This window comes from Prodigiosinella aquatilis (assembly GCA_030388725.1).
GTDB classification, from domain to species: domain Bacteria; phylum Pseudomonadota; class Gammaproteobacteria; order Enterobacterales; family Enterobacteriaceae; genus Prodigiosinella; species Prodigiosinella aquatilis.
The window spans coordinates 3,400,253-3,423,217 of the sequence record CP128857.1 but is presented as its reverse complement, the minus strand read 5'-3'; the positions used below and the strand labels follow the sequence as shown (position 1 = coordinate 3,423,217).

23 protein-coding genes are annotated in these 22,965 nt (G+C 48.7%); 8 read left to right on the top strand and 15 right to left on the bottom strand.

All coding sequences use genetic code 11. The features are described 5' to 3' along the window. The first annotated feature begins 23 nt into the window (after positions 1-23). On the top strand, positions 24-368 hold the full coding sequence (locus PCO85_15875) for a hypothetical protein (GenBank protein ID WJV52693.1): 345 nt from the start codon (positions 24-26) through the stop codon (positions 366-368). Positions 369-851: 483 nt separating this feature from the next. Further along, the gene (locus PCO85_15870) at positions 852-1,379 is read left to right on the top strand and encodes an isochorismatase family protein (GenBank protein WJV52692.1); all 528 of its coding nucleotides are present in this window, start codon (positions 852-854) and stop codon (positions 1,377-1,379) included. A 1-nt stretch (position 1,380) separates the two neighbouring features. On the opposite strand, the gene PCO85_15865 is transcribed toward PCO85_15870, so the two are convergent. Then, the gene (locus PCO85_15865) at positions 1,381-1,758 is read right to left on the bottom strand and encodes a DUF4186 domain-containing protein (protein ID WJV52691.1); all 378 of its coding nucleotides are present in this window, start codon (positions 1,756-1,758) and stop codon (positions 1,381-1,383) included. Positions 1,759-1,993: 235 nt separating this feature from the next. Here PCO85_15865 and PCO85_15860 point away from each other — a divergent pair, with 235 nt between their 5' ends. Next, positions 1,994-2,422, top strand: a complete 429-nt coding sequence (locus tag PCO85_15860; GenBank protein ID WJV52690.1) for a universal stress protein — start codon at positions 1,994-1,996, stop codon at positions 2,420-2,422. 56 nt (positions 2,423-2,478) lie between these two features. Here PCO85_15860 and PCO85_15855 read toward each other — a convergent pair whose 3' ends face one another. The 4 genes from PCO85_15855 to ppk1 form a co-directional block, all read right to left on the bottom strand. Continuing rightward, complete coding sequence (locus PCO85_15855; GenBank protein WJV52689.1) at positions 2,479-2,745, bottom strand: DksA/TraR family C4-type zinc finger protein; 267 nt, start codon at positions 2,743-2,745, stop codon at positions 2,479-2,481. Between the two features lie 238 nt (positions 2,746-2,983). Further along, positions 2,984-3,205 carry a YfgG family protein gene (locus PCO85_15850; protein WJV52688.1) on the bottom strand — a complete coding sequence of 74 codons (222 nt, stop codon included), beginning with the start codon at positions 3,203-3,205 and terminating at the stop codon, positions 2,984-2,986. Between the two features lie 295 nt (positions 3,206-3,500). Beyond that, positions 3,501-5,030 (bottom strand): exopolyphosphatase, encoded by a 1,530-nt coding sequence (ppx, locus tag PCO85_15845; GenBank protein WJV52687.1) that lies wholly within the window; start codon positions 5,028-5,030, stop codon positions 3,501-3,503. A 9-nt stretch (positions 5,031-5,039) separates the two neighbouring features. Next, positions 5,040-7,103 carry a polyphosphate kinase 1 gene (gene ppk1, locus PCO85_15840; protein ID WJV52686.1) on the bottom strand — a complete coding sequence of 688 codons (2,064 nt, stop codon included), beginning with the start codon at positions 7,101-7,103 and terminating at the stop codon, positions 5,040-5,042. A 478-nt stretch (positions 7,104-7,581) separates the two neighbouring features. On the opposite strand from ppk1, the gene PCO85_15835 reads away from it, so the two are divergent. Then, positions 7,582-8,016: a helix-turn-helix transcriptional regulator gene (locus PCO85_15835; GenBank protein WJV52685.1), complete on the top strand. Its 435-nt coding sequence runs from the start codon at positions 7,582-7,584 to the stop codon at positions 8,014-8,016. Positions 8,017-8,382: 366 nt separating this feature from the next. Here PCO85_15835 and PCO85_15830 read toward each other — a convergent pair whose 3' ends face one another. The 6 genes from PCO85_15830 to ppiB all read right to left on the bottom strand — a co-directional run bounded on the left by PCO85_15830 (position 8,383) and on the right by ppiB (position 14,644). Next, positions 8,383-9,753, bottom strand: coding sequence for an L-serine ammonia-lyase (locus PCO85_15830; GenBank protein ID WJV52684.1), 1,371 nt, complete (start codon positions 9,751-9,753; stop codon positions 8,383-8,385). Between the two features lie 83 nt (positions 9,754-9,836). Continuing rightward, positions 9,837-11,120 (bottom strand): HAAAP family serine/threonine permease, encoded by a 1,284-nt coding sequence (locus PCO85_15825; GenBank protein WJV52683.1) that lies wholly within the window; start codon positions 11,118-11,120, stop codon positions 9,837-9,839. Positions 11,121-11,653: 533 nt separating this feature from the next. Beyond that, positions 11,654-12,724: a 5-(carboxyamino)imidazole ribonucleotide synthase gene (gene purK, locus PCO85_15820; protein WJV52682.1), complete on the bottom strand. Its 1,071-nt coding sequence runs from the start codon at positions 12,722-12,724 to the stop codon at positions 11,654-11,656. Continuing rightward, positions 12,721-13,230, bottom strand: a complete 510-nt coding sequence (purE, locus tag PCO85_15815; GenBank protein WJV52681.1) for a 5-(carboxyamino)imidazole ribonucleotide mutase — start codon at positions 13,228-13,230, stop codon at positions 12,721-12,723. The genes purK and purE overlap by 4 nt, the downstream gene beginning before the upstream one ends. 186 nt (positions 13,231-13,416) lie before the next feature. Continuing rightward, positions 13,417-14,139, bottom strand: a complete 723-nt coding sequence (gene lpxH, locus PCO85_15810; GenBank protein WJV52680.1) for a UDP-2,3-diacylglucosamine diphosphatase — start codon at positions 14,137-14,139, stop codon at positions 13,417-13,419. Positions 14,140-14,149: 10 nt separating this feature from the next. Then, entirely contained in the window at positions 14,150-14,644 is a 495-nt protein-coding gene (gene ppiB / locus PCO85_15805; protein WJV52679.1) for a peptidylprolyl isomerase B, read from the bottom strand. A 340-nt stretch (positions 14,645-14,984) separates the two neighbouring features. On the opposite strand from ppiB, the gene PCO85_15800 reads away from it, so the two are divergent. After that, positions 14,985-15,407: a DoxX family protein gene (locus PCO85_15800; protein ID WJV52678.1), complete on the top strand. Its 423-nt coding sequence runs from the start codon at positions 14,985-14,987 to the stop codon at positions 15,405-15,407. A 277-nt stretch (positions 15,408-15,684) separates the two neighbouring features. Continuing rightward, the gene (gene cysS, locus PCO85_15795; protein WJV52677.1) at positions 15,685-17,076 is read left to right on the top strand and encodes a cysteine--tRNA ligase; all 1,392 of its coding nucleotides are present in this window, start codon (positions 15,685-15,687) and stop codon (positions 17,074-17,076) included. A gap of 160 nt (positions 17,077-17,236) precedes the next feature. Here the strand turns inward: cysS and ybcJ are convergent, their stop codons facing one another. The 4 genes from ybcJ to hutI all read right to left on the bottom strand — a co-directional run bounded on the left by ybcJ (position 17,237) and on the right by hutI (position 20,591). After that, positions 17,237-17,449: a ribosome-associated protein YbcJ gene (gene ybcJ, locus PCO85_15790; GenBank protein ID WJV52676.1), complete on the bottom strand. Its 213-nt coding sequence runs from the start codon at positions 17,447-17,449 to the stop codon at positions 17,237-17,239. Between the two features lie 23 nt (positions 17,450-17,472). Then, positions 17,473-18,339: a bifunctional methylenetetrahydrofolate dehydrogenase/methenyltetrahydrofolate cyclohydrolase FolD gene (gene folD, locus PCO85_15785; GenBank protein ID WJV52675.1), complete on the bottom strand. Its 867-nt coding sequence runs from the start codon at positions 18,337-18,339 to the stop codon at positions 17,473-17,475. 243 nt (positions 18,340-18,582) lie between these two features. After that, positions 18,583-19,380 carry an N-formylglutamate deformylase gene (hutG, locus tag PCO85_15780; GenBank protein WJV56107.1) on the bottom strand — a complete coding sequence of 266 codons (798 nt, stop codon included), beginning with the start codon at positions 19,378-19,380 and terminating at the stop codon, positions 18,583-18,585. After that, on the bottom strand, positions 19,380-20,591 hold the full coding sequence (gene hutI / locus PCO85_15775; GenBank protein WJV52674.1) for an imidazolonepropionase: 1,212 nt from the start codon (positions 20,589-20,591) through the stop codon (positions 19,380-19,382). The genes hutG and hutI overlap by 1 nt, the downstream gene beginning before the upstream one ends. A gap of 206 nt (positions 20,592-20,797) precedes the next feature. Between hutI and PCO85_15770 the strand changes: the two genes are divergently transcribed. Both PCO85_15770 and PCO85_15765 read left to right on the top strand, forming a co-directional pair. Then, entirely contained in the window at positions 20,798-22,159 is a 1,362-nt protein-coding gene (locus PCO85_15770) for a formimidoylglutamate deiminase (protein ID WJV52673.1), read from the top strand. After that, the gene (locus tag PCO85_15765; protein ID WJV52672.1) at positions 22,159-22,701 is read left to right on the top strand and encodes a HutD family protein; all 543 of its coding nucleotides are present in this window, start codon (positions 22,159-22,161) and stop codon (positions 22,699-22,701) included. The genes PCO85_15770 and PCO85_15765 overlap by 1 nt, the downstream gene beginning before the upstream one ends. Positions 22,702-22,965 lie beyond the last annotated feature (264 nt).

The window sequence follows — 22,965 nt, the reverse complement described above, 5'->3', positions numbered from 1 at the left end:
TATGGCACAAGGAGAGGATTTAATTGTCAGACCTAACATACTGTAATTTGGGTATGAATGAGGAAATGCAGAATGGGTGGTATTTTAACAAGTTGAGTACCATTCAAGGGGGCTTTTGTTCGTCCAATGATGCTGACTGGATTGGCCACAGACAATCCAGCCTTTTCGGTACTGTGTCGTTGATCTTCAAGGCCAAAGACGAGGGAAAGGCCATCGCCAACGACTCACTGTTTGGCTGCGATGGTTCAGTGTCCACCCAGGACATCGCGCGCGGTGACGTGGACAGGAAAATCTCCACTGGCATGGTCTACATTACCCTCGACCCCATGCTGCCTGCTCTTCACTCAGCAGACGCGCTAACAGCATGAAGCATGCAGTTTATGTATACATGCCGGTGATATGTCACATCAATCGTTTCTGCTGGATGATATTCCTCTCAGATCGCATGCCATATCCGGAGTATCAGGTGCCTGGAGTATAAATCCACTTGACGGCCCGACTTCGATTTCGCATATTCCCAGTCCAAGCTGAAGGCTATCATTTGGAGCGGCTGGGGTAATCGTTTTGGTGCAATCAAAAAGACCAATGGAACATGGATTATTCTCGCGGATGTGCAACGAAAGTATTTATACTCGTCATACTTCACGTTGTATGCGTGTTGGCTGTACTCAATTATTCGATCCGTGCTTGGGCCTCGCCCCTAGGGCCGTTGCCAGCAGCATTCAAATCTGCTCCCGGCAGATTTGTTACCTGAATCACTTACACCTGAGTAAGCTCATCGGGATTCCTTCGCTTGCAGCCTTCCTGCAACTCGAATTATTTAGTGTATATTTCATTATTTAGGGGGGAAAATGCAGGTATTGCTTGTGATTGATATGCAAAATGCGGTGTTCTCCACGCCTCGTTATCATCAGACCATCGTTGTCGGCCGAATAAATCAGCTTATTGATGCGGCTGAACAAACCATTTTTGTTCAGCATGCGGAAGACGGTATGTTGCCTGGTAGCCATGAATGGGAACTCTTACCTGAAATTCGCCAACCGGAAAACGCAATTTATGTCACTAAAACTGCCTGTGATGCGTTTTACCGCACTACACTGAGTGATGAACTGGCTCAACGTGGTATCACTCATCTGACAGTGTGTGGCTGCGCTACAGATTACTGTGTGGACGCCACAATTAAAAATGCTGCCAGTCGTGGTTATGCAATGACGGTTGCTGGTGATGCCCATACTACTGCCGACCGACGGGCTGTTAGTGCCGAGCAATTAATTGCTCAACATAATGATGTCTGGCGCGATTTTATTATTCCTGGGAATACTCTGTTGGTAAAAGATACCTGGCAGATTCTGGCGGAGTGGGAGGCGGAAGCACAGTAAGTTATTTTCGGTCAATTGAGTCGTGCTGCAGGTCGTTTTCAATCCATTGCAGAATGACCGAGACGATGTAGCGCTGTTCTTCGTCGCTTAAAGGATGATGTTGACTAATATTGTGCCATTTGCACAGGCATCCCCGACAGCAGGTTGCCGTGGCATGTTGGGCAATAAAAACCGGATGTCCGCGCATTGGGGTTTGTTTGCCGTCATTGTCGGGTTCAGCCGGTGCCAAGCGTTTGGCAATGAAATCTGCCGCATGTTCGGCTATAACGCTTTTACCCTTAACATAGCAATAAGTTGTCTCTTTAGTACCAAGATGAAAACGCTGGCGAAATGTAGAACGAGACAGGCGAAGAAAAAGGTCGTCAGTATTTTTGGGCATAATGGAGTGGCTCAGTTAATGTCATCAGCATTGTTACAGGAATTTTATTCCTGGGTAAGCCTAAATCTCTTTTTGCCGCTTATCAAATTATATCATCATAACTATTTGTTTTTTATTTATTATTAATTTTATTCTGAATGTCGAGCCGCTTCACAAATGCATGATGAAGTGGTTTTGCCGCAGTAAAAGTGGGGATAATCTGTCTCTGTAAGTGTTAACAACGAAGGGGGCTGTTATGTATAAGACCATTTTAGTGCCCATAGATCTTGAAGAAGAAGAACTGACCCAAAAAGCGCTTTCCCATGCGGTTATGCTGGCGAAAATCGCTGGTGCAACACTGCATCTTTTCCACGCGCTTCCTGATGCTTCCGCATTTATGTCCGCTTACTCCTTTGGTATCAAGGAGTTTGAAAATGAAGCGGTAGTCAAAGCTGATGAAAAGTTACATGCCATTATGAAGACAATAGATCTGCCACCTGAACATCTGTCTCATAGCCTCAGTTTCGGTACGCCCAGAGATGAAGTGCTGGAATTGGCTGATGAGATAGAAGCAGACCTTATTGTGGTCGGTTCACGGCGTCCCAATGTAAAAACCTATCTATTGGGTTCCAATGCGGCGGCTATCGTCCGTCATGCAAAAACTACCGTGCTGGTGGTGCGCTAATGGGGTAAATAGATGTTCAAGACGCTGTTTCATAAAGAGATAGCGTTTTGGGCGAACTATCTCAGTTGGCTGTCTTTGCTGCCGCGCCGGTTATAGCCGCTGTTCAAACGTTGCTTTTTATCAATCAGTGCCTGGCAGTCAATACAATATCGGACGCCAGGTAGTGCCTTACGGCGTGCTTCAGGGATCGGTTGACCACATTCGTCACAGTGCTGTGCACTTTCCCCGTGGTGAAGCTGATTGCGTGCATGAGCAATAGCATCATCAACGGTGGCATCAATTTGCTCCTGAACCGCACCATCATTAGACCAGCCGCTAGCCATGCTATTTACCTCTATCTTGAGATAATTAATTTATAGCAGGTGCGGAGTGGGTGATCCAACGGTGATTATTCAGAACAGTCCGTTTGATCCGACCTGGTTGGTATCAATACTTTTCCGGACTGGGAAAAGTTGGACGATATTCATTGCTGGAAGAGAAGAAATATCACGCAGCACAAAACCATGGGCTGATGCACAGGCAACACCGCAGTTGGAGTCAGCATTGAAAAACGATCGGTATTTATTCTCGTTTGGGAGGAGTAGTCGCGTTGTCAGCAGTAATAAGAGATTGTTCAACTAACTCTTGCTGCTTGTCCTGATGGAGGAAAAATGCGCCAATGGCAGAATAGGTGACGCGGCCTAGAAGAATGATAAAACTTATCATGAGTACTGTACGAGCAACACTGCTACTCCTTCGTCGATGACGGATTGATATTCGTCGTCTATAGGTAATCGTGGACATTAACCTTTTATTCTCCAGATGAAAGCGAACATTCGCTGTTATTAATTTAGGCACAAGCTTGAGGTGTGGTCAATGTATGTTGAGTAAAAGCGTGGTAGTTATGAGGGAACAGCACCGATAGATCGCACTTTGTGAACAAAACCCAGATAAAATGAAGAATCACGAGGCCCGGAGATGGGCCACGTAACTGAAGATGCCTGCACCTCTGCAACGTGAAAGATGAAGGAGATATGGACTTCCTTTGCTGATGGGCGTCGGGTTACCTGGTTACTGCATTGTCAGCCAGGCAGTTTTGTCAGGCTGGTTCTTCTTCGATCTGTAGTCTCCAACCATTCACGCCTTGCCAGTATTCCTGTTCCCGTTCCAGATCAAGCTGTATCAGCGTGTTCTGTGTAAAAAATCCATTGGGGAAAAACAGTTTCCAGATATTGTCACTGACTATAAGACGCAGTGTTTTCGGCGTGGTAGTGGCTTGTCGTTGATTGTTTAGCAATGTAGCTAAACGAAGCAGCTGCACCATCGGCAGGTACTGTTTCTTTTTGAAAAGGTTGAAGCGGGGCAACTCTTCCAGTTTGATGGCTTTGCGATGCAAACGTACTATCAGCGATAACAACAGTTGTTGTTCCTGATTAAATCCTGGCAAGTTTGTGTTTTGTAGAATATAGGCTGAATGGCGATGCATGCCGCTATGGTTAATACCCAGACCAACTTCGTGCAGCATGGCGGCCCATTTAAGAATAGCTTCCAACTGTGGGTTGGCCAGCGTTGCACTTTGTCCGGCCCACTGGGCATATAGCAGATCGGTAGTTTCCCGTACTCGTCGAGCCTGTTCGCGGTCGATATTGTAATGGCTGGCAAGGCTTTGAGCAGTACGAATCCGGATATCCTGATGCCGGAAACGACCTTCCATTTCATACAGGACGCCTTCGCGCAGAGCACCGTCGGAGAGACGAAGTTCCTTAATAGCGAGCGCATCAAAAATCCCGCATAGAATAGCCAAGCCGGGCACCAGTACAGTTTGACGATCTTCCATGAGTCCGGGCAAACTGAGGGATTTGAAATTTTTAAACTGCAGGATATGAGTGCGTAACATTTCTAGCCGATCCGGCGTGATTAATCCGTCTTTTTCTCCCATGGCGATCAGAATTTCATGCGTTGCCTTGATGGTGCCAGAGGCTCCCAGTGCGTAATCCCAACCATAAATACGGTATTCCCAGGATAACGTTTCCAGCTTTTGCGCTGCGGACAAACGGGCTCGTTTAAAATTGTTTTCGCTTATCTCGCCATTCGGAAAGAATTGCCTGGCAAAACTGACACAACCCATTCGCCGGCTTTCCACCAGTATTGGCTCGAAATCTTCACCGATCACCAGCTCTGTCGAACCACCACCGATATCGAGTACCAGCTTACGACCTTTTTCCGGCTGGGTATGCTCCACGCCCATAAAAATCAGACGGGCTTCTTCATGACCAGAAATGATTTCAATGGGATAAGGGATTATTTTAGCCGCACGATGCAGAAATTCTTGTGAGTTGGCTGCCTGACGCAGGGCATGAGTGCCGACAATTGACACATTGGGTGCTGGAAAGCCTTGTAACCGTTCGGCAAACAAGGCCAGCGTGCTGAGACCGCGCTCGATAGACTCTTCACTCAACATGTTATTACTGTCCAGTCCGCCGACCAGATGCACGCGCTGTTTTAAACGGCTTAGTACCTGTAGCGCTCCATTGACAACGCGGGCCACTACCATATGGAAACTATTGGAGCCAAGATCGATGGCAGCGAATTCCTGAGGTTGCTCGGTATTACTATTCATTAACGGCATGGGTCAGGCTTACTCTCCGGATTGCTCAAGCGATTTGATATAATCATAGATGGCACTTTGGGCGCGTACTTTGCGCCGGTTACCACGGGTAACATATTGATTGCTCATTTCTTTATCGATCACGCGGGCTTTGACCGTATCGCTGAACAGCAGCTCTAAAATCTTCAGCACGCGTTCCTTGAGTGTCTGATCAAGGATTTCTACCGCGACTTCGATACGGTAATCAATATTACGTGTCATCCAGTCAGCAGAAGAGAGAAATACCTTCTTATCGCCGCCATTGTGGAAAACATAGACGCGATCATGCTCCAAATAGCGGTCCACAATACTGATAACGCGGATATTATCGCTGATTCCGGGGAGTTCTGGAATCAAAGAACACATTCCGCGTATCAATAAATTGATTTTGACACCCGCGCTGGAAGCTGCATATAGACGGTCTACCAGCCCTTTATCCACCAGATTGTTGATTTTCAGAGTGATGCCGGACTCAATACCTGATGCCGCATTGGCTATTTCATGATCGATTAATTGATATAGCCGGGCGCGGGAATTCTGAGGTGAAACCAATAGATGGTCAAAACTGACTGGGCGATAAGGGTTTTCGATGAAGTTAAATACCCGGCGAACCTCGTTGGTGATACGCTCGTCGGCGGTCAACAACGAATAATCGGTGTATAAGCGGGCCGTTTTTTCATTAAAATTACCGGTACCAATATGGGCATAGCGCACAATATTTTCCCCTTCCCGACGGGAAATCAGAAATAACTTGGCGTGAATTTTTAGCCCCGGTACGGAGAAAATGACGTGCACACCGGCTTCAGTCAGACGCTTAGCCCAGTGGATATTGGCTTCTTCATCGAAACGTGCCTGCAATTCTACGACCACCGTGACCTTTTTGCCGTTGTGTGCGGCATGAATCATCGAATTAATAATACGGGAGTTCTTTGCCACCCGGTAAATATTGATTTTTATGGATAACACGTTGGGGTCGAATGACGCCTGACGCAGCATTTCCAGCACATGTTCAAAGGTGTGATAAGGGTAATAAAGCAGTATGTCTTGCTCACGAATGGCATCAAATCCGTTGCGGAACTTGCTGAACCAGACATGACGCAACCGTGGTAGCGGTTTGTTAACCAGATTGGCCCGGCCAACATTTGGAAACCCGATGAAATCCTTGAAGTTATGGTAACGTCCGCCTGGGATTACCGAGTCATAAGAGGATATACCCAGCTTGCCCAGCAGGCATTCCACCATCGCGTCCGGCATGTCACGCTGATAGACAAAACGTACTGGTTTGGCTGTAAGTCGCTGTTTCAAACTGGAAGACATTAGTTCCAACAGGCTGGATTCCATCTCCGTGACCAAATCGTATTCGGCATCACGCGTCATTTTCATGGAGTAGGCGTTGAGCGTGTCGTAATCGAAAAAGCCCTTGAAGATATCATTCAGACAGTAACGCAGAATGTTATCAATCAGGATCATGGTTTTTCGGCGCCGGGGAGCTTCCGGCGGCAAATCGACAAAACGAGGAACTTTATCCGATGGGATCTCCAGCAACGCATAATTGGTATGCTCGCCACGAATGATTTCAACCGCCAGATAGGTGTAATCATCTTTCAGAAACTGTACCAGATTGGTTTCGGGCAAGATCAGAATCGGCGTAATGTGCGGGCGTAGATGTTGCCTGAAATAATCCCGTAGCCACTCTTGCTGAGTGGGCGACACCTGACGTTCATTCACCAGGAAAATTTGATTGCGGGCCATCTCCAGCAGGAGTTCATTGTAAAGATTGTCAAATAGCTGGTCGGTTTTTAGTACGCGAGCCTGAATTTTCCCTAACAGGTGACGCATCCCACTGGCTGAGCCGGTTTCTTCGCTAATCAGAATCTGGCGTTTAAGATCGGCAAAGCGAACTTTATAAAATTCATCCAGATTGTTGGAGTAAATACCAAGAAAACGCATGCGCTCAATCAAAGGATTGGTTTTATCCGCAGCTTCCTGAAGTACACGTTCATTGAAAGATAACCAACTCAACTCTTTATCTAGGCAGAGTTTGTCCTGACTCATTATTACCCCGTTAAACTATTTTTACTGATATGGTTCTACTATCTATTTGTATTGTGGCGGATTTATGACGATAAGAACGAAAGTGTAAACAGACTTACCATTGTCATATTATGGGTGTAAAGGCAACATATGTTACCCGATTTTATCCCAGGATCAGGATAACTCACCCACAATGGCGAAAACAGAGATGACAGAGATAAACAACAGATTACTGAATCGGGATCGGTGTCAGGCGTGAATTGATCACCTGACACATCGTATTGTGATAGAAAGCAGTTGATGGAAAGTCGTGGCGTTCATTTTTCATTCCTTGTGGTATTACATCATCAGACGTTTCGGATAGCCGTCATACATTTTTCTTATGAATACTTGATGTACATCCAATATCTGTCAGGTTGTTGGGTAATTGTCAGTACCATTTGCGGCGTTGATGATAAAATGTGCGTGTTTTCAACCTTGGCGACAAATGGCGGGCAGCATGAGATTTAACACAATGAATGAAGGCGAAATTATTACCGAGCTTTGCCGGAGGATAAAAGATGCCCGCATCCAGCAACGTCTGTCTCAGGTCGATCTGGCTGAACGGGCCGGTCTGGGTATTGCCACGATCAAGCGCGCTGAAATGGGTGAATCCATTACGCTGAGTAGTTTGTTGTGTATTTTGCGTGGATTAAATCGTCTGCATCAGTTGGACGGTGTTTTGTTTGATGCCGAGGTGGAGTCATTCAATGCGCAACTGAGTGGTGGGAAACAACGCGCCCCACTGCGTATCCGCAAGAAAGCCCCGGTTTTTCCGGCCAAAATCATTAAAAGTGAACCGATTGTACCGCCTTCCAGTAACACAGTGGATTGGTATGTTTCTGCGGCTGAAAACAATATCATCTGGTCCAGGCCGGATAGCGAAAAGAAGTAACTCCCCGTTTCCGCTAATAAAAGATGGCTAATGCTTTTAAACATTAGCCATCTTTTATTTAGACTGTTGACAAACCTATCTACAGCGTCAGAACGGTGATAATGAGTAGAAGCGTAAAACACCCGGGCCAGATATGGCGAGGTTAGAGCTTATAGGGAGCGCTTATCGCGTTTTTACGATCTCTCCATTATCGCTGCGATATGCACTTTGTCGTCAAACTCATTTTTATGGTTGCTAAAACCTGATCAACAGTAGAAAGCGCGGCCTTGTAAAGACCAGATAATATCCTCCTTGCCAGTCTGAATTGCGCCATCCCTGGCGCGGGTACTTTCCTTACTTTCCTGCCGTTACACAACTTCCCTGGTGTTATTCACACAACACGACTTTGATCGCCAGTCCACCGCGTGATGTCTCGCGGTATTTGGCGTTCATGTCTTTCCCGGTTTCGTACATGGTTTCAATCACTTTATCGAGAGAAACGCGTGGTTCGCTGGTACGACGCATTGCCATCCGGGCGGCATTGATCGCTTTTACTGCGGCAATCGCGTTACGCTCAATGCAAGGCACTTGTACCTGGCCGGCTACCGGATCACAGGTCAGCCCCAGATTGTGTTCCATACCGATCTCTGCGGCGACGCAGACCTGTTCCGGATTGGCTCCCAGCAGCTCGGCCAGACCTGCCGCTGCCATGGAGCAGGCCACACCAACTTCTCCCTGACAACCGACTTCTGCACCGGAAATAGAAGCATTCATTTTATACAGTAGCCCGATGGCGCCTGCCGCCAGGAAATAGCGTAGATACGCTTCGGGTGTGACGGGTTGAATAAAGTGATCGTAATAGGCCAGCACGGCGGGAACGATTCCACAAGCGCCGTTGGTCGGTGCGGTGACTACCCGGCCACCGGCGGCGTTCTCTTCCGCAACGGCCATGGCAAACATATTGACCCAGTCCATCCCGTCCATCGGATCGTTGGAGAAACGATCATTGATGAACAGTAAGCGATGCAGGGCAGAAGCCCGGCGGGGAACTCGCAGCGGGCCCGGCAGTACGCCTTCGGTATTCATGCCGCGATGAATGCCGTTCTGCATGGTTTGCCAAACCTCGGCAAAATAGTGCTCAATGGTTTCACGTCCATGCAGGGCAATTTCATTTTTCATCACGATAGCGGAGAGTGACAGGCAGTTATCATGACAATGACGCAACAGTTTTTGTGCGGAGTAGAACGGGTAAGGAACGCTCTCTTCCGTGGTGACGACTTTACCAAAATTTTCCTGGTCGACCACAAAACCACCGCCAATGGAGTAATAAGTTTTGCTGTATAACAGCTCCTGCTGGGCGTTAAAGGCACGGACAGTCATACCATTTTCATGTAATGGCAGATTTTCCGCCTGGAATCGCAGGGCGGTTTCCAATGGGAAGCTGACGTCGTACTGACCATTGAGTAATGGCAATCGCTGGGTTTGCTGTACTTGCTGAATAAACGCCGGAATAGCATCAATATCGACACTGTCGGGCAAGTTCCCCGCCAGCCCCATAATGATGGCGATATCGGTGTGGTGGCCTTTGCCAGTTAGTGACAGCGAACCATAAACGTCAACTACAATACTGGAAACCGATGAAATAAGTGATTTACTGACCAGATCATCCGTGAACATGTTGCCAGCTTTCATCGGGCCAACGGTATGCGAACTGGAAGGGCCGATACCAATTTTGAAAATATCAAATACGCTGACCATGGGGGTATTCCTTTGAGAAACGCCGGTCTGATTACCGGCGTTGTGGTACATACATCAGTAACGGTGGAAAATGGTCTTTCCGGTTAGCCGAACAGGGTATAAACAATAGCGGTGATAGCAATCAGCCCCATGATGGTGACGAACACGTTGCTTATTTTGCCGCTGTATTTTTTCATGGCGGGTACTTTCTGAATGGCATACATCGGCATCAGGAACAGTAAGCAGGCAATAACCGGGCCACCCAGTGTTTCGATCATACCCAGAATGCTGGGGTTCATTGTTGCCACCAACCAGGTTGTGGCCAGCATGAACAGTGTTGTTAACCGGTTCAGTTTTACTGAGGAGATGGTTTTGTTTCTGCTGCGCAGTGATTTTACAACCATGCCGTTAAAGCCTTCACTGGCCCCGAGGTAGTGACCGAGAAACGATTTAGAGATGGCAATGGTCGCGATAACCGGCGCCAGATAGCCCATCACCGGGTTATTAAAATGGTTTGCCAGGTAGGACAAAATGGAGATGTTCTGTATTTTGGCTTCCATCAGTTCGGCCGGAGACAGCGTCAGTACGCAACTGAACACGAAGAACATGACTGTCAGTACCATCATGATGTGGCTGTATGAGAGAATGCGTGAGCATTTCTTTTCAGCGCCTTCGCCGTATTCCTTGCGTTTTGCTACTGCAAAGGAAGAAATAATCGGTGAGTGGTTAAAGGAGAACACCATCACCGGAATGGCTAGCCACAAGGTTGCCAGTAAACCATTGCCTGTGGTGCTATTGGTTAAGGAAATATTTTCAAAAACTGAGGTATTCCAGTGCGGAACTAAATATACCGCCAGCCACATCAGAATAACAACAAATGGATAAACCAGCACGCTCATTGCTTTAACAATCATCGCTTCGCCAAAACGAACAATGAACATTAATGCCAGAATTAATACTAACGATAAAATAGCTCGTGGCGGTGAAGATAAATGCATCTGATGCGTAATAAAACTCTCTACCGTATTGGTAATAGCAACACTATAAACCAGCAGTATCGGATAGATGGCGAAAAAATAAAGCAGAGTGATTAATTTACCAGCGCCGACGCCGAAATGTTCTTCAACGACTTCCGTAATATCTTCGCCTCCTTTTTTTCCGGATAAGACAAAACGGCATAAAGCGCGGTGAGAAAAATAGGTCATTGGGAAAGCAATAATAGCCATGATAATGAGTGGAATTAAGCCGCCAATACCCGCATTGATGGGCAGAAATAACACACCTGCACCAATAGCCGTACCATACAGGCCAAGCATCCAGACAGTATCGCTCTTGCGCCAGCTGGAAGCCTGCTCAAGCACCTGGCTGCTTTCTTGAATCGTGCTCATGTTTGTTTCTCCTCGGTGAACACAGACTATAAAAAGTACAGTATCGGCCTATCGCCAATACAGGGATAAGTTATGAACAAAAGATAAAAATCATGTTGATTGAGTGAATCTGTTGTGTGGCGGCATTCTATATCGTGGCGGTCAGTAAATAATATTGTGGTGATCACATAAATGAATTGAAGGGAATTATTTTAATTAAACCATATTAAAAATAAAACATCAACAATGATACTTTAAAATATTTATTCCTAACGTCTCTTTGTTGATGCGTTAATTAAGTGTTTTCGGTGGAAAGTAACTAAATAAATAATCAATTCGTTTTAAGTAAGATTATGTTTTTAAGAAATCACTTATTAAGCGAATAAATAATAGCCCCAAATTTCATGATGTCACGTTAAAAAAATAGTGTTAATCACATCTGGTGGTTTAACACACAACCGTAAGCTGCGTTTTCCGATACGGGCTGATTTTTAGATAGTATCGAGCGTCACAAAAGCGGGTACCGTTTGTACCCGCCTTTTTATGCTATGAGATTACGTTGATAATGATTGCTGTGCCCACTGTAATCCGGGTTGGTACTCTTCTGGCAGTAAAGGTGCTAGTAACTGTAAGGTCTGGCACAATTGGGTACTGTCAGGATGGTTGAGATTCAGGTGACCGACTTTACGCCCCGGACGGACCTCTTTCTCATACCAATGTAAATGTACCAACGGTAAGGCCAGCCAATCAGTATTCACTGCCGTGCCAATCAGATTGACCATCACGGAAGGTGCGGTGATTACCGGTAACGGAAGTGGCAGATCCAGAATGGCGCGCAGATGCAGCTCAAACTGACTGATAGAAGCCCCGTTTTGTGTCCAGTGTCCGCTATTGTGCACCCGTGGCGCCAGTTCATTAATTAACAGCCGTTCTCCGACAATAAAGCACTCCATTGCCATCACGCCAACATAACCAAGCCGATTCATAATGGCTGAAAGCATCTGTTCCGCTTGTTGTTGCAGATGCGGCTGTGGTGTGGGTAATACGACGCTGGCACGCAGAATGCCGTCCTGATGCAGGTTGTGGGTCAGAGGATAGAATACACATTGACCTTGTGTGTTGCGGGCACCAATCAGTGACACTTCACCTGAAAAATGAATACCCTGTTCAACGATGCACTCTCCATAGCAGTCGGCCGGCAGAGCGGTTTCTTCACCGGGGTGCAGGCGCCATTGACCCCGGCCATCGTAGCCGCCCACACGGCGTTTGACGATGGCCAGTTCACCGAGATCTGAATAAATGGATGACCATTCATCACTACTGGCAAGTAATTGCCAGGGAGCGGTGGAGAGTTTCAGTTCGTCCAGCAACTTCTTCTGGGTATAACGGTCGGCCAACAAAGGGAAAATATCCCGATTGACGAAAGCAGTGTGTCGGGCTAATTCTCTGGTCAGTGCCGTTTCCGGCCAGCGCTCTATTTCCGCGGTAATGACACTGTGTTGAAACGGTACTGATTCTGGTTCGGCATCCAGGCCAACCGGATAAACGGCAATACCTAACGGCTCTCCAGCCTGACGTAACATGCGGCCCAACTGGCCGTTGCCAAGAACGCAAACAGGCTTCATGCATCCTCCCGTGGATCGGGATGGTTGAGGACGTCATCGGTCTGGCTCTGACGCCAGACAGTCAGCCGGGATGCCAGAGCACTGTCGTGCAGAGCCAGAATCTGGGCGGCCAGCAGTGCTGCATTAGCGGCACCTGCTTTACCGATCGCCAGCGTTCCAACTGGAATACCTCGCGGCATCTGCACGATAGAGTAAAGACTATCCACGCCATTCAACGCAGCGCTTTGTACCGGTACACCGAGTACGGGAAGTAGTGTTTTGGCTGCCAGCATACCCGGTAAATGAGCTGCACCACCCGCGCCAGCGATAATGACATCAATGCCGTTTTCCGCGGCCTGTTCTGCAAAACGGAACAGTTTATCGGGTGTACGGTGTGCAGAGACGATTTCAACGTGATAGGGAAGATGCAGTGTAGTGAGGATTTCCGCAGCAAACTGCATGGTGGCCCAGTCACTCTTTGAACCCATAACGATGGCGATTTTGGCCGGGGCGGCGTTGGATGACATGCCTGTAATGCTCCTGTGATTGTGCATGGCGCTTATAGATTGCGCATGGTGATGTGCAGCATCGCCAGCCAGCCATATGGGCTCTGCCAGCGAGGGCGTAGAGCATACCATGAGCCCATAGCAAGGAAAACGATTGCGTAACGATGAAAAAGAGCGTTTCAGTGAAAACGACGCTAAAACGTCAGATTAGAAAGGAAAAGAAATCAGTTCGATATTCTGCGGGGTAACTTTGATCATTGATCCCTGATGATGCCAGGCACCGAGCACGGCCCGCTGCGCGGTGATGCCTTCCGTCTTGATGACGTGAATCTCCGGGCGATGAGTATGGCCATGAATCATGCCGTCAACCTGATAGTGCCGCAGGCGCGCTATTACCTGCTGTGGATTGACATCCATAATCTGCATAGACTTGGTTTGGTTGGCTCGTTGGCTGGCTGCCCGCATATTGGCGGCAATACGCAGACGTATACGTAATGGTAGCAGCAGAAACAGACGTTGTATTAATGGGTTGTGTACCCGACGGCGAAAGCGTTGATAATCCTGATCGTCGGTGCATAATGTATCGCCATGCAACACGAGAAAACGACGACCATACAGTTCTATCATGTTTTCTTCCGGCAACAATGTGATACCGCTCTGGCCAGCGAAAACCTTGCCCAGCAGGAAATCCCGGTTGCCATGAATGAAATAGCAGGGAACGCCTTGTTGGTGCAATGACTGCAAAGCCTGTGCAACAACCAGGTGTAGAGGTTGTGGGTCATCATCACCGATCCAGGCGTCAAATAGATCGCCAAGAATATAAAGTGCATCCGCCTGAGAAGCATCCTCACGTATAAAACGCAGAAAACCGGCAGTAACCGCCGGTTCATGAGTGCTTAAATGCAGATCGCCAATAAATAACGTTGCCATGCAGCGGGAATTACTCACTAATAGTCACGTGAGTAATCACAACGTCTTCTTTTGGCACATCCTGATGCATACCGCTACGACCTGTTGCTACGGTTTTGATCTTTTCAACGACGTCCATACCGTCGACCACTTCGGCAAACACGCAGTAACCCCAGCCATCGGCCTGCTCTGAACGGAAGTTCAGGAAATCGTTATCCACGACGTTGATGAAAAACTGTGCGGTGGCGGAATGCGGATCATTCGTCCGTGCCATCGCCAGTGTACCACTGGTGTTTTTCAAGCCATTGTTGGCTTCGTTTTTGATGGGGTCGTTGGTCTTTTTTTGCTCCATGCCCGACGTAAAACCACCACCTTGAATCATGAAACCATTAATCACGCGATGAAAAATGGTGTTGTCATAAAAACCGCTACGGCAGTAATGCAGGAAATTTTCTACGGTAATCGGTGCTTTATCAGCGAAGGTGTTGATGACGATATCGCCGTGGTTAGTATGAAACGTGATCATAGTAATAAATCCTACTTGGTCATAGGTAGATAGATATGGAAAGATGCTCTCATCATGGTGGTGAGTCATCAAGAGCGCTCTTATAACATAACTGAATGGTTGCGTCAGCAGCAGAGGGAGAGATAACGCCGGAAATGGCGCCAGAGTAATCCATTAATAAATATTGATTCAAATTATTTGCAGTAAAATTGTTAATTGAAATAATTAAATTGAATAAAATATTAGCCATGCAATATTAAATTTTAGTTAAGCACTACTATTTTTTACATTTTTGAAGCTGTAACCTATATGCTATTGAAATTGACTCTCGTTAACATTAACTGACTGGGATGAATGAATTATGATTGACCGGATTAATAGCTTATTAAACCGACCGGATTGCGGAAAACTGATTCTTCGTTTGTCATTCAGTATCCTGATGCTGTTTCATGGCACGCATAAATTGTTGGAGGGAATCAGCGGTATTCAGGGCATGTTGACTGCGCATGGTTTGCCAGCCTTTATCGGTTATGGCGTCTATCTGGGAGAGGTTGTTGCCCCTCTGTTCATGATTTTGGGAATACTGACCCGTTTGTCTGCATTGGGGTTCTGTTTCACGATGGTGGTGGCACTATTGCTGGCTGAACCAGAGTCTCTTTTCATGTTGTCAAACGTCGGGGCCTGGGGCGCTGAAGATGTGGCGGTTTATTTCTTTGCCGGGATTGTTATCGCATTACTTGGCAGCGGTAAATATTCTGTGATGTCGAATCCTCGCTGGCGTTAATTTTCTGTCTGGAACAGAAGGTATTTACATCAGGCCTGATCATGTGATCAGGCTTTTTTTATCTCTGTTATGATCAGTTTTGCTAAAGATTAAGTATTTTACGCTCAATAGGAAATAGCGCGCCGACAAGGTGTCGGTCTTGCACTTGTACGCTTGCAATAGAGTAGGGTTCAGGTTTCAATACACTGTTGGGTAATATACCCAGAAAGCGTTTATTTTTTTCTCACTGAGAACCAACAGTGATTTTCATATCCTGCGAATATCATGGAATACCCCGATGCTAAAGATTTTTAATACCCTGAGTCGCCAAAAAGAGGAATTCAAACCCATCCACGCTGGCAACGTCGGCATGTATGTGTGCGGGATAACGGTTTATGACCTGTGCCATATCGGTCATGGACGTACCTTTGTCGCGTTTGACGTCGTGGCTCGTTATCTGCGGTATCTGGGGTATTCGCTGAAGTATGTCCGAAATATCACGGATATTGATGACAAAATCATCAAGCGCGCCGCAGAAAATGGCGAATCTTATGAGCAGTTGACCAACCGAATGATCGCTGAAATGCATGCGGATTTTGACGCACTTAATATTCTGCGCCCTGATGAAGAACCCAGAGCCACACGCCATATTGCCGAAATTATTGCGCTGGTTGAGAAACTGATTGCTCGCCGACACGCTTATGTTGCGTTAAATGGTGATGTCATGTTTTCGGTGGATACCGCACCGGGCTATGGTGTTTTGTCCCGTCAGGATCTGGAACAGTTGAAAGCGGGAGCGCGGGTCGAAATCGCTGAAGTTAAACGTAATCCGATGGATTTTGTGTTGTGGAAGATGTCCAAGCCGGGTGAACCAAGCTGGTCTTCCCCGTGGGGAGACGGTCGTCCAGGTTGGCATATTGAGTGTTCCGCCATGAACTGCAAACAGTTGGGCGAGCATTTTGATATTCATGGCGGTGGCTCAGACCTGATGTTTCCACATCATGAAAACGAGATTGCCCAGTCCACCTGTGCACATGGCGGCGAGTATGTGAATTACTGGATGCATTCCGGCATGGTGATGGTTGATCGGGAAAAGATGTCCAAATCCCTGAATAATTTCTTCACCGTGCGTGATGTGCTGGCGTATTACGATGCGGAAACCATCCGTTATTTTCTGATGTCCGGTCACTATCGCAGTCAACTGAATTATAGCGAAGAAAATTTAAAGCAGGCCCGCGCCGCGCTGGATCGTCTGTACACCGCATTGCGTGGTACGAATGCTGATGCAGAGGCGAAAGGCGGCGATGTCTTTGAAGCCCGTTTTCGTGATGCGATGAATGATGACTTTAATACGCCGGAAGCGTATTCGGTGTTGTTTGACATGGCACGCGAGGTTAACCGACTGAAAACGGAAGATCCGCAGGCCGTTGATGCGATGGCAGCTGAGTTGCGTAAACTGGCTAAAGTTCTTGGGCTGCTGGAACAGGATCCGGAACTTTTCCTGCAAAATGGCGTTGGGGCTGGGGTTGACACGAATGAAGTCAGTGAAATCGAAGCGTTGATCAAGCAGCGTAATGATGCGCGTCAGGCTAAAAACTGGGCACTGGCTGATGAAGCCCGTGATCGGCTTAACGACATGGGGATTGTGCTGGAAGATGGGGCGCAGGGAACCATTTGGCGGCGTAAGTAGCTGATGATATTGATGGATCGTGTCTTACCCGTTCATTGCCGCGCAATGAACGTTATCCTTGATGTGTGAAGTTATTCAGGATGTTTCGGAAATAACGGTATAGAACGATAAAAGGTTTGTCATCCAGATCTGGAGCCCGGTTTATTGACCGGGCTTCTTTTTACGCTTTGATTTCTACCGTCTCGTCATTGAAACAGACGGTTTGTCCGGCCACGATTTTGCAGCGTTTACGTGTTTCTGTGTGTCCATCGACACTGACTTCACCTGCCGCAATGGCCAGTTTTGCAGCAGCGCCGCTTTCACTCCAGCCCAGTAATTTCAGCAAATCGCACAGTTCGACATGCGGGTGATTTTCCAGATGAAAAATTTCCATACTTTCCTGCTTAAGGTTTTAGGTTAACGCGTTGTGTTATCGTGAAATTCTTCACAGGCCTGCAAGGTATTTTGAATCAAGGTCGCTACCGTCATCGGGCCAACACCTCCTGGTACGGGAGTAATGTAGGAAGCACGTGACTGCGCCTGTTCAAAATCGACGTCGCCGACGACTTTCCCATTTTCCAGACGATTAATCCCAACATCAACGACGATCGCGCCGGGTTTAATCCAGTCACCGGGAATAAATCCGGGTTTACCCACCGCGACGACCAGCAAGTCGGCGTGTTCGATATGGTGGCGTAAATCTTTGGTAAAGCGATGGGTTACGGTAGTGGTACATCCTGCCAGCAGCAATTCCATACTCATAGGGCGGCCAACGATATTGGATGCACCGACGACGACGGCGTTTAGCCCGAAGGTATCAATATTATAACGCTCCAGCATGGTCACGATGCCGCGTGGGGTGCAGGGGCGAAGTAATGGCGCACGCTGACACAGGCGGCCCACGTTATAAGGATGGAAGCCATCCACATCTTTGTCGGGAGCGATGCGCTCAATCACTTTGGTATTGTCAATGCCTGCCGGCAGGGGTAACTGAACCAGAATACCGTCAATGGTTTTATCGGCGTTTAATTGGTCAATCAACCCCAGCAGTTCAGGCTCGGTGGTTGTGGCCGGTAAATCATAAGAGCGGGAAACGAAGCCCACTTCCTCACAAACCCTACGTTTGCTGGCGACATAAATCTGTGAGGCCGGATTCTCACCCACCAGCACGACTGCCAAGCCCGGAGCGCGTTTTCCTTCAGCTAGTCGCTGTTTTACCTGCACAGCGACTTCGTCTTTGACCTGCTGCGCAATCGTTTTACCATCAATAATCGTTGCTACCATCAGAAAGAAAATCCATCATTTTTAAAACGGAGGAGAATGTCGGCTATTTTGTCAGAACCTGCACGTGCTGTCAGGCATTGTGTCAACATAATTGCTTTTGATGGTCGCTGCTGAACAATTTTTCCCTACCGGTGAAAATGCGCGATGCTGCGAGAAAGACGCGATCGATCGCTTTATTGTGATTTTATCGTTCGGACTCAGTCATTCCGCGGGTTTGTCATCGCCGCGGAATGACTAACGTGATCAATGGTAAAGGCGTTCAGCTGTTGTCATGAATGTCGTGATTATTTTTTTCAGCATGGTCTGTAAGGCACGGGCTTTTTCTTCCTGCCAGTCGAACGGCAACGTCTCACGCATATAATTACATTGGGCCAGCTCCAGTTGTAGCGCATGTTGGTGCTGTGCCGGCAGTCCGTAAGCGCGAGTGATGTAGCCGCCTGTGAAACGCCCGTTAAGCACCCAACGCCACTGCTCCTGTGTTTCACAAACCGTAATCAATGCCTGCTCAATATTCGCGTCACAACTAACGCTGTTATTGGTGCCCAGATTTAAATCCGGCAAGGTGCCGTCGAACAGTCGGGGGATGCATGAAGCGATAGAGTGGGCGTCAAACAGCAATGCATAGCCATGCCGTTGTTTAATTTGGGCCAGCTCCTGCTGAATTTTCTGGTGGTAAGGGTGCCAGATGGTATCGAGATACGCCTTGCGTTGTGCTGGCCGGGGTTCTTTCCCCGGTTGAAAGGCTGGCGTGCCGTCAAACAGGACGTCTGGATATAAACCGGTGGTTGTGGTGGTATACAGCGGCTGATCATCTGCTGGTCGATTAAGATCGATAACAAACCGCGAATAGGTGGCAGCCAGCATGCTGGCACCAAGCGAGTGAGCAAAGGCATACAGTTGTGGAATATGCCAGTCGGTATCTGGCAAGGGACGTGCGGCGTCACTCAGCCCGTCGGCAACCTCGGGAGTGAGTGCGATCCCGGCGTGAGGAATACTGATCAGCAGCGGGCTATCGCCAGCAGTAAAAGAAAAAGGTTCCATCATCGTATTACTCCTCTGAAAACTGTCGTACAGGCGAGCTGCCCGCCCAACCAGTACACCACTTCTGCCGGACGCGACAGTGGCCAGTGCACAAAATCCGCCACTTTACCGCTTTCAAGAGAGCCGTGGCTGTGTTGCAGTCCCAGCGCCTTGGCTGCATGCAAAGTGACGCCCGCCAGCGCTTCTTCCGGTGTCAGACGAAACAGAGTGCAGGCCATATTTAGCATCAACCGCAGAGACAGCGCGGGTGAGGTGCCGGGATTGCAATCGCTGGCAATAGCCATAGGCACACCATAGCGGCGAAACAAATCGACTGGCGGTGTTTGCGTTTCCCGTAACAGGTAATAGGCACCTGGCAGCAGAACGGCGACTGTACCGGCTGCCGCCATCGCAGCGACATCGTCTGGTGTGGCATATTCAAGGTGATCGGCAGACAGCGCGGTGAATCTGGCCGCCAGTTGACTGCCATGTAATGATGAGAGCTGTTCTGCATGCAACTTGACCGGTAGTCCGTGTGCTTTCGCCGCCTCAAAAAGACGTGCCACCTGTGGTGGACTGAACGCCAGATGTTCACAGAACGCATCCACGGCGTCGGCCAGATTTTCGCGGGCCACGGCGGGCAGTAGTTGATTACAGGCGATATCAATCCAGGTATCGGCCTGTCCCTTCAGTTCGGGGGGGATAGCGTGTGCCGCCAGACAGGTAGCGAGAATCTGTGCTGGTGTTTCCTTGCCCAGCGCCCGGATAACGCGCAGCATTTTCAGTTCGCTGTCGAGATCCAGACCATAGCCGGATTTTATCTCTATCGTCGTCACGCCTTCTGCCAACAACGGTTGCAGACGAGAGCGGGCCGAGCGTACCAGACTTTCACTATTGGCGGCACGAGTGGCGGTGACGGTAGCGAGAATGCCGCCGCCCTGGGCTGCGATATCCGCATAGCTGACACCGTTCAGACGCTGTTCGAACTCACCGCTGCGATCACCACCAAAAACCAGATGAGTATGACAGTCGATCAAGCCAGGGGTGATGATGCCACCACCAAAATTGGTAGCGTGTGTGGGAGAAAAGGATGACATATCGCGGCGTTCGCCCAGCCAGACGATACGCCCATCCGTTACGGCCAGCGCACCATCTTTGATGATGTGATACTGGCCATCACGCAGAGTGACCAGATCAGCCCCGAACCACAGGCTGTCGCAGTGCTGCGTCATAGCGTGCTCCACTAGTGTTATAGTCTTGTATAGACAAGTTATACGCCAGCAGTTTGTTTCGGCAAGCCACACAGCAATAGGAATTTCTTATTTTCGTTGCAGGTCACACGGTAGAGGTGATTAAGCCATAAAAAAGCATTATGTTATTTACCGTGGGCTTTGGTGTATGTATATGTATATACAATGGCACTGACAGGATATGTGACATGCCCGCTTATTTTGCTTCCCGTGCGCTGTTGCCTGATGGTATGGCGCGTAATGTACGTTTTGATGTTGATGAACAGGGTTGGTTTTCGACCGTGACGCGGGATGCTTCCGCTGGCGAAGCCACCCGCCTGTCGGGGATTGTGGTACCTGCCATGACCAACCTGCATTCTCATGCTTTTCAGCGGGCGATGGCCGGAATGGCTGAAGTGGCGGGGGATCCACAAGACAGTTTCTGGACCTGGCGCGATCTGATGTATCGTATGGTGGCACGTTTGACGCCAGAGCAGGTCAGGGTGATTGCTACGCGGCTTTATATCGATATGCTCAAAGGCGGATATAGTCAGGTAGCTGAATTTCACTATCTGCACCACGACCCAAAAGGCAAAGCGTACCCGGGCGATGCCATGCTGTGCCATCTGCTGGCGGCGGCGGAACAGTCCGGTATCGGCCAGACCATGCTACCCGTGCTTTACAGCCATAGCGGTTTTGGTGCGCAGCCTCCATTGGCCGGGCAAAAACGGTTTATTCAGGATGTCGACCACTATCTACGTCAACAACAACACCTGGCTGCACAGGTACGCCACCATCCGCGGCTTAGTCATGGCCTCTGTTTTCACTCACTGCGTGCGGTTACCCAGAACCAGATGGAAGATGTTCTGGAAGCTACTGGTAGCGATTTACCAATCCATATTCATATTGCCGAACAGCAAAAAGAAGTGGATGACTGTCTGGCCTGGAGTGGTGAACGTCCGGTGAGCTGGCTATTCAACCGTTTTGCCGTTGATGCGCGCTGGTGCCTGGTGCATGCGACACATCTTGATGATCATGAAATTAAACAGCTGGCACATAGCCAGGCGGTAGCGGGCTTATGTCCGACCACCGAAGCCAACCTTGGCGACGGCATTTTCCCTCTGGATCGTTATGTCGATCTTGGCGGGCGCTGGGGAATCGGTTCTGACAGCCATGTGTCCCTGAATGTGGTGGAAGAACTTCGCTGGCTGGAGTATGCCCAGCGTCTGCGTGACCGACGTCGAAACCGGGTAGTAACCGCCCAGCAACCGTGCGTCGGAACAGTGTTGTATCAGCAGGCATTGGGTGGTGGCGCGCAGGCGTGCCGTGTGCCTGTTGGTGCATTGGCGATGGGCTGGCGTGCGGATTGGCTGGTGTTGACTGAAGATGCGATGCTCAGCGCCATCAGTGATGAAACACTGCTTAACCGCTGGTTATTTGCTGGCGGGCAGCAGCAGATCCGTGACGTCTGGGTGGCGGGAAAACAGGTTATTGATCATGGACATCATGCGTTGGACGAGGAGTTTGACCGGTTGTTTATTGACGTAATGAAAGCGTGGCAGGAGGCGTAATGCACTTTTTCTCTTTGCCGGATTTACCGGTCAGCTCCTGGAAAAACGGCGGCGGAGAAACCCGTGAGATTTGCCGCATTCCGCCTGCGCCGGGGGATTTTTTCTGGCGGGCCAGTATCGCCACCATTGCCCGTGATGGTGACTTTTCCTGTTTCCCCGGTGTGGATCGTATTATTACCTTGTTATCCGGCGACGGTGTTGAGCTGAGCGGTAAGGATTTTTACCATCGGCTCAGTCTTCATTCCCCTTTTCATTTTGCTGGCGAGCAAACCCTGGTTGCCCATTTGTGCGGCGGCGTCAGTATGGATTTCAACATCATGACGCAGCGTGACAGCCATCGGGCCACGGTCACGGTGGTGGCAAAAACGCAGGTTCCTGCTGTGGTTACTGATGGTGTGGTGTACGTTCTGCGCGGTCGATGGCAGACAGCCAATCGGATGCTCTCTGTAGGTGAGGGCATGTGGTGGCAGTCTCATGCACCAGCGATCATTCCCCAGAGTGATGATGCATTGTTGCTCTATGCGGCCATTATTGTGCGGTGATGCCCAACTGGGTAGACCGATCTCTTATGTATATTACAACCACTGCCGATGAGAAGTATCGGTGAACGAAACGGGCTAAATTACCTTATAAAATCGTTGGTTACTTATGGTGCGCGACGCACCGTTTTTGCGCAGTGTGGGCCCCGATAACTGGCTGTGTCGAGTATGCCGAGAGCGATTGCGCCAGCTAAAGAAAGCTGGCACAACCATTGCTTGTATAGACAAGACTATACACTTGAGTTTTCGAGCCACTCTTTATCGACA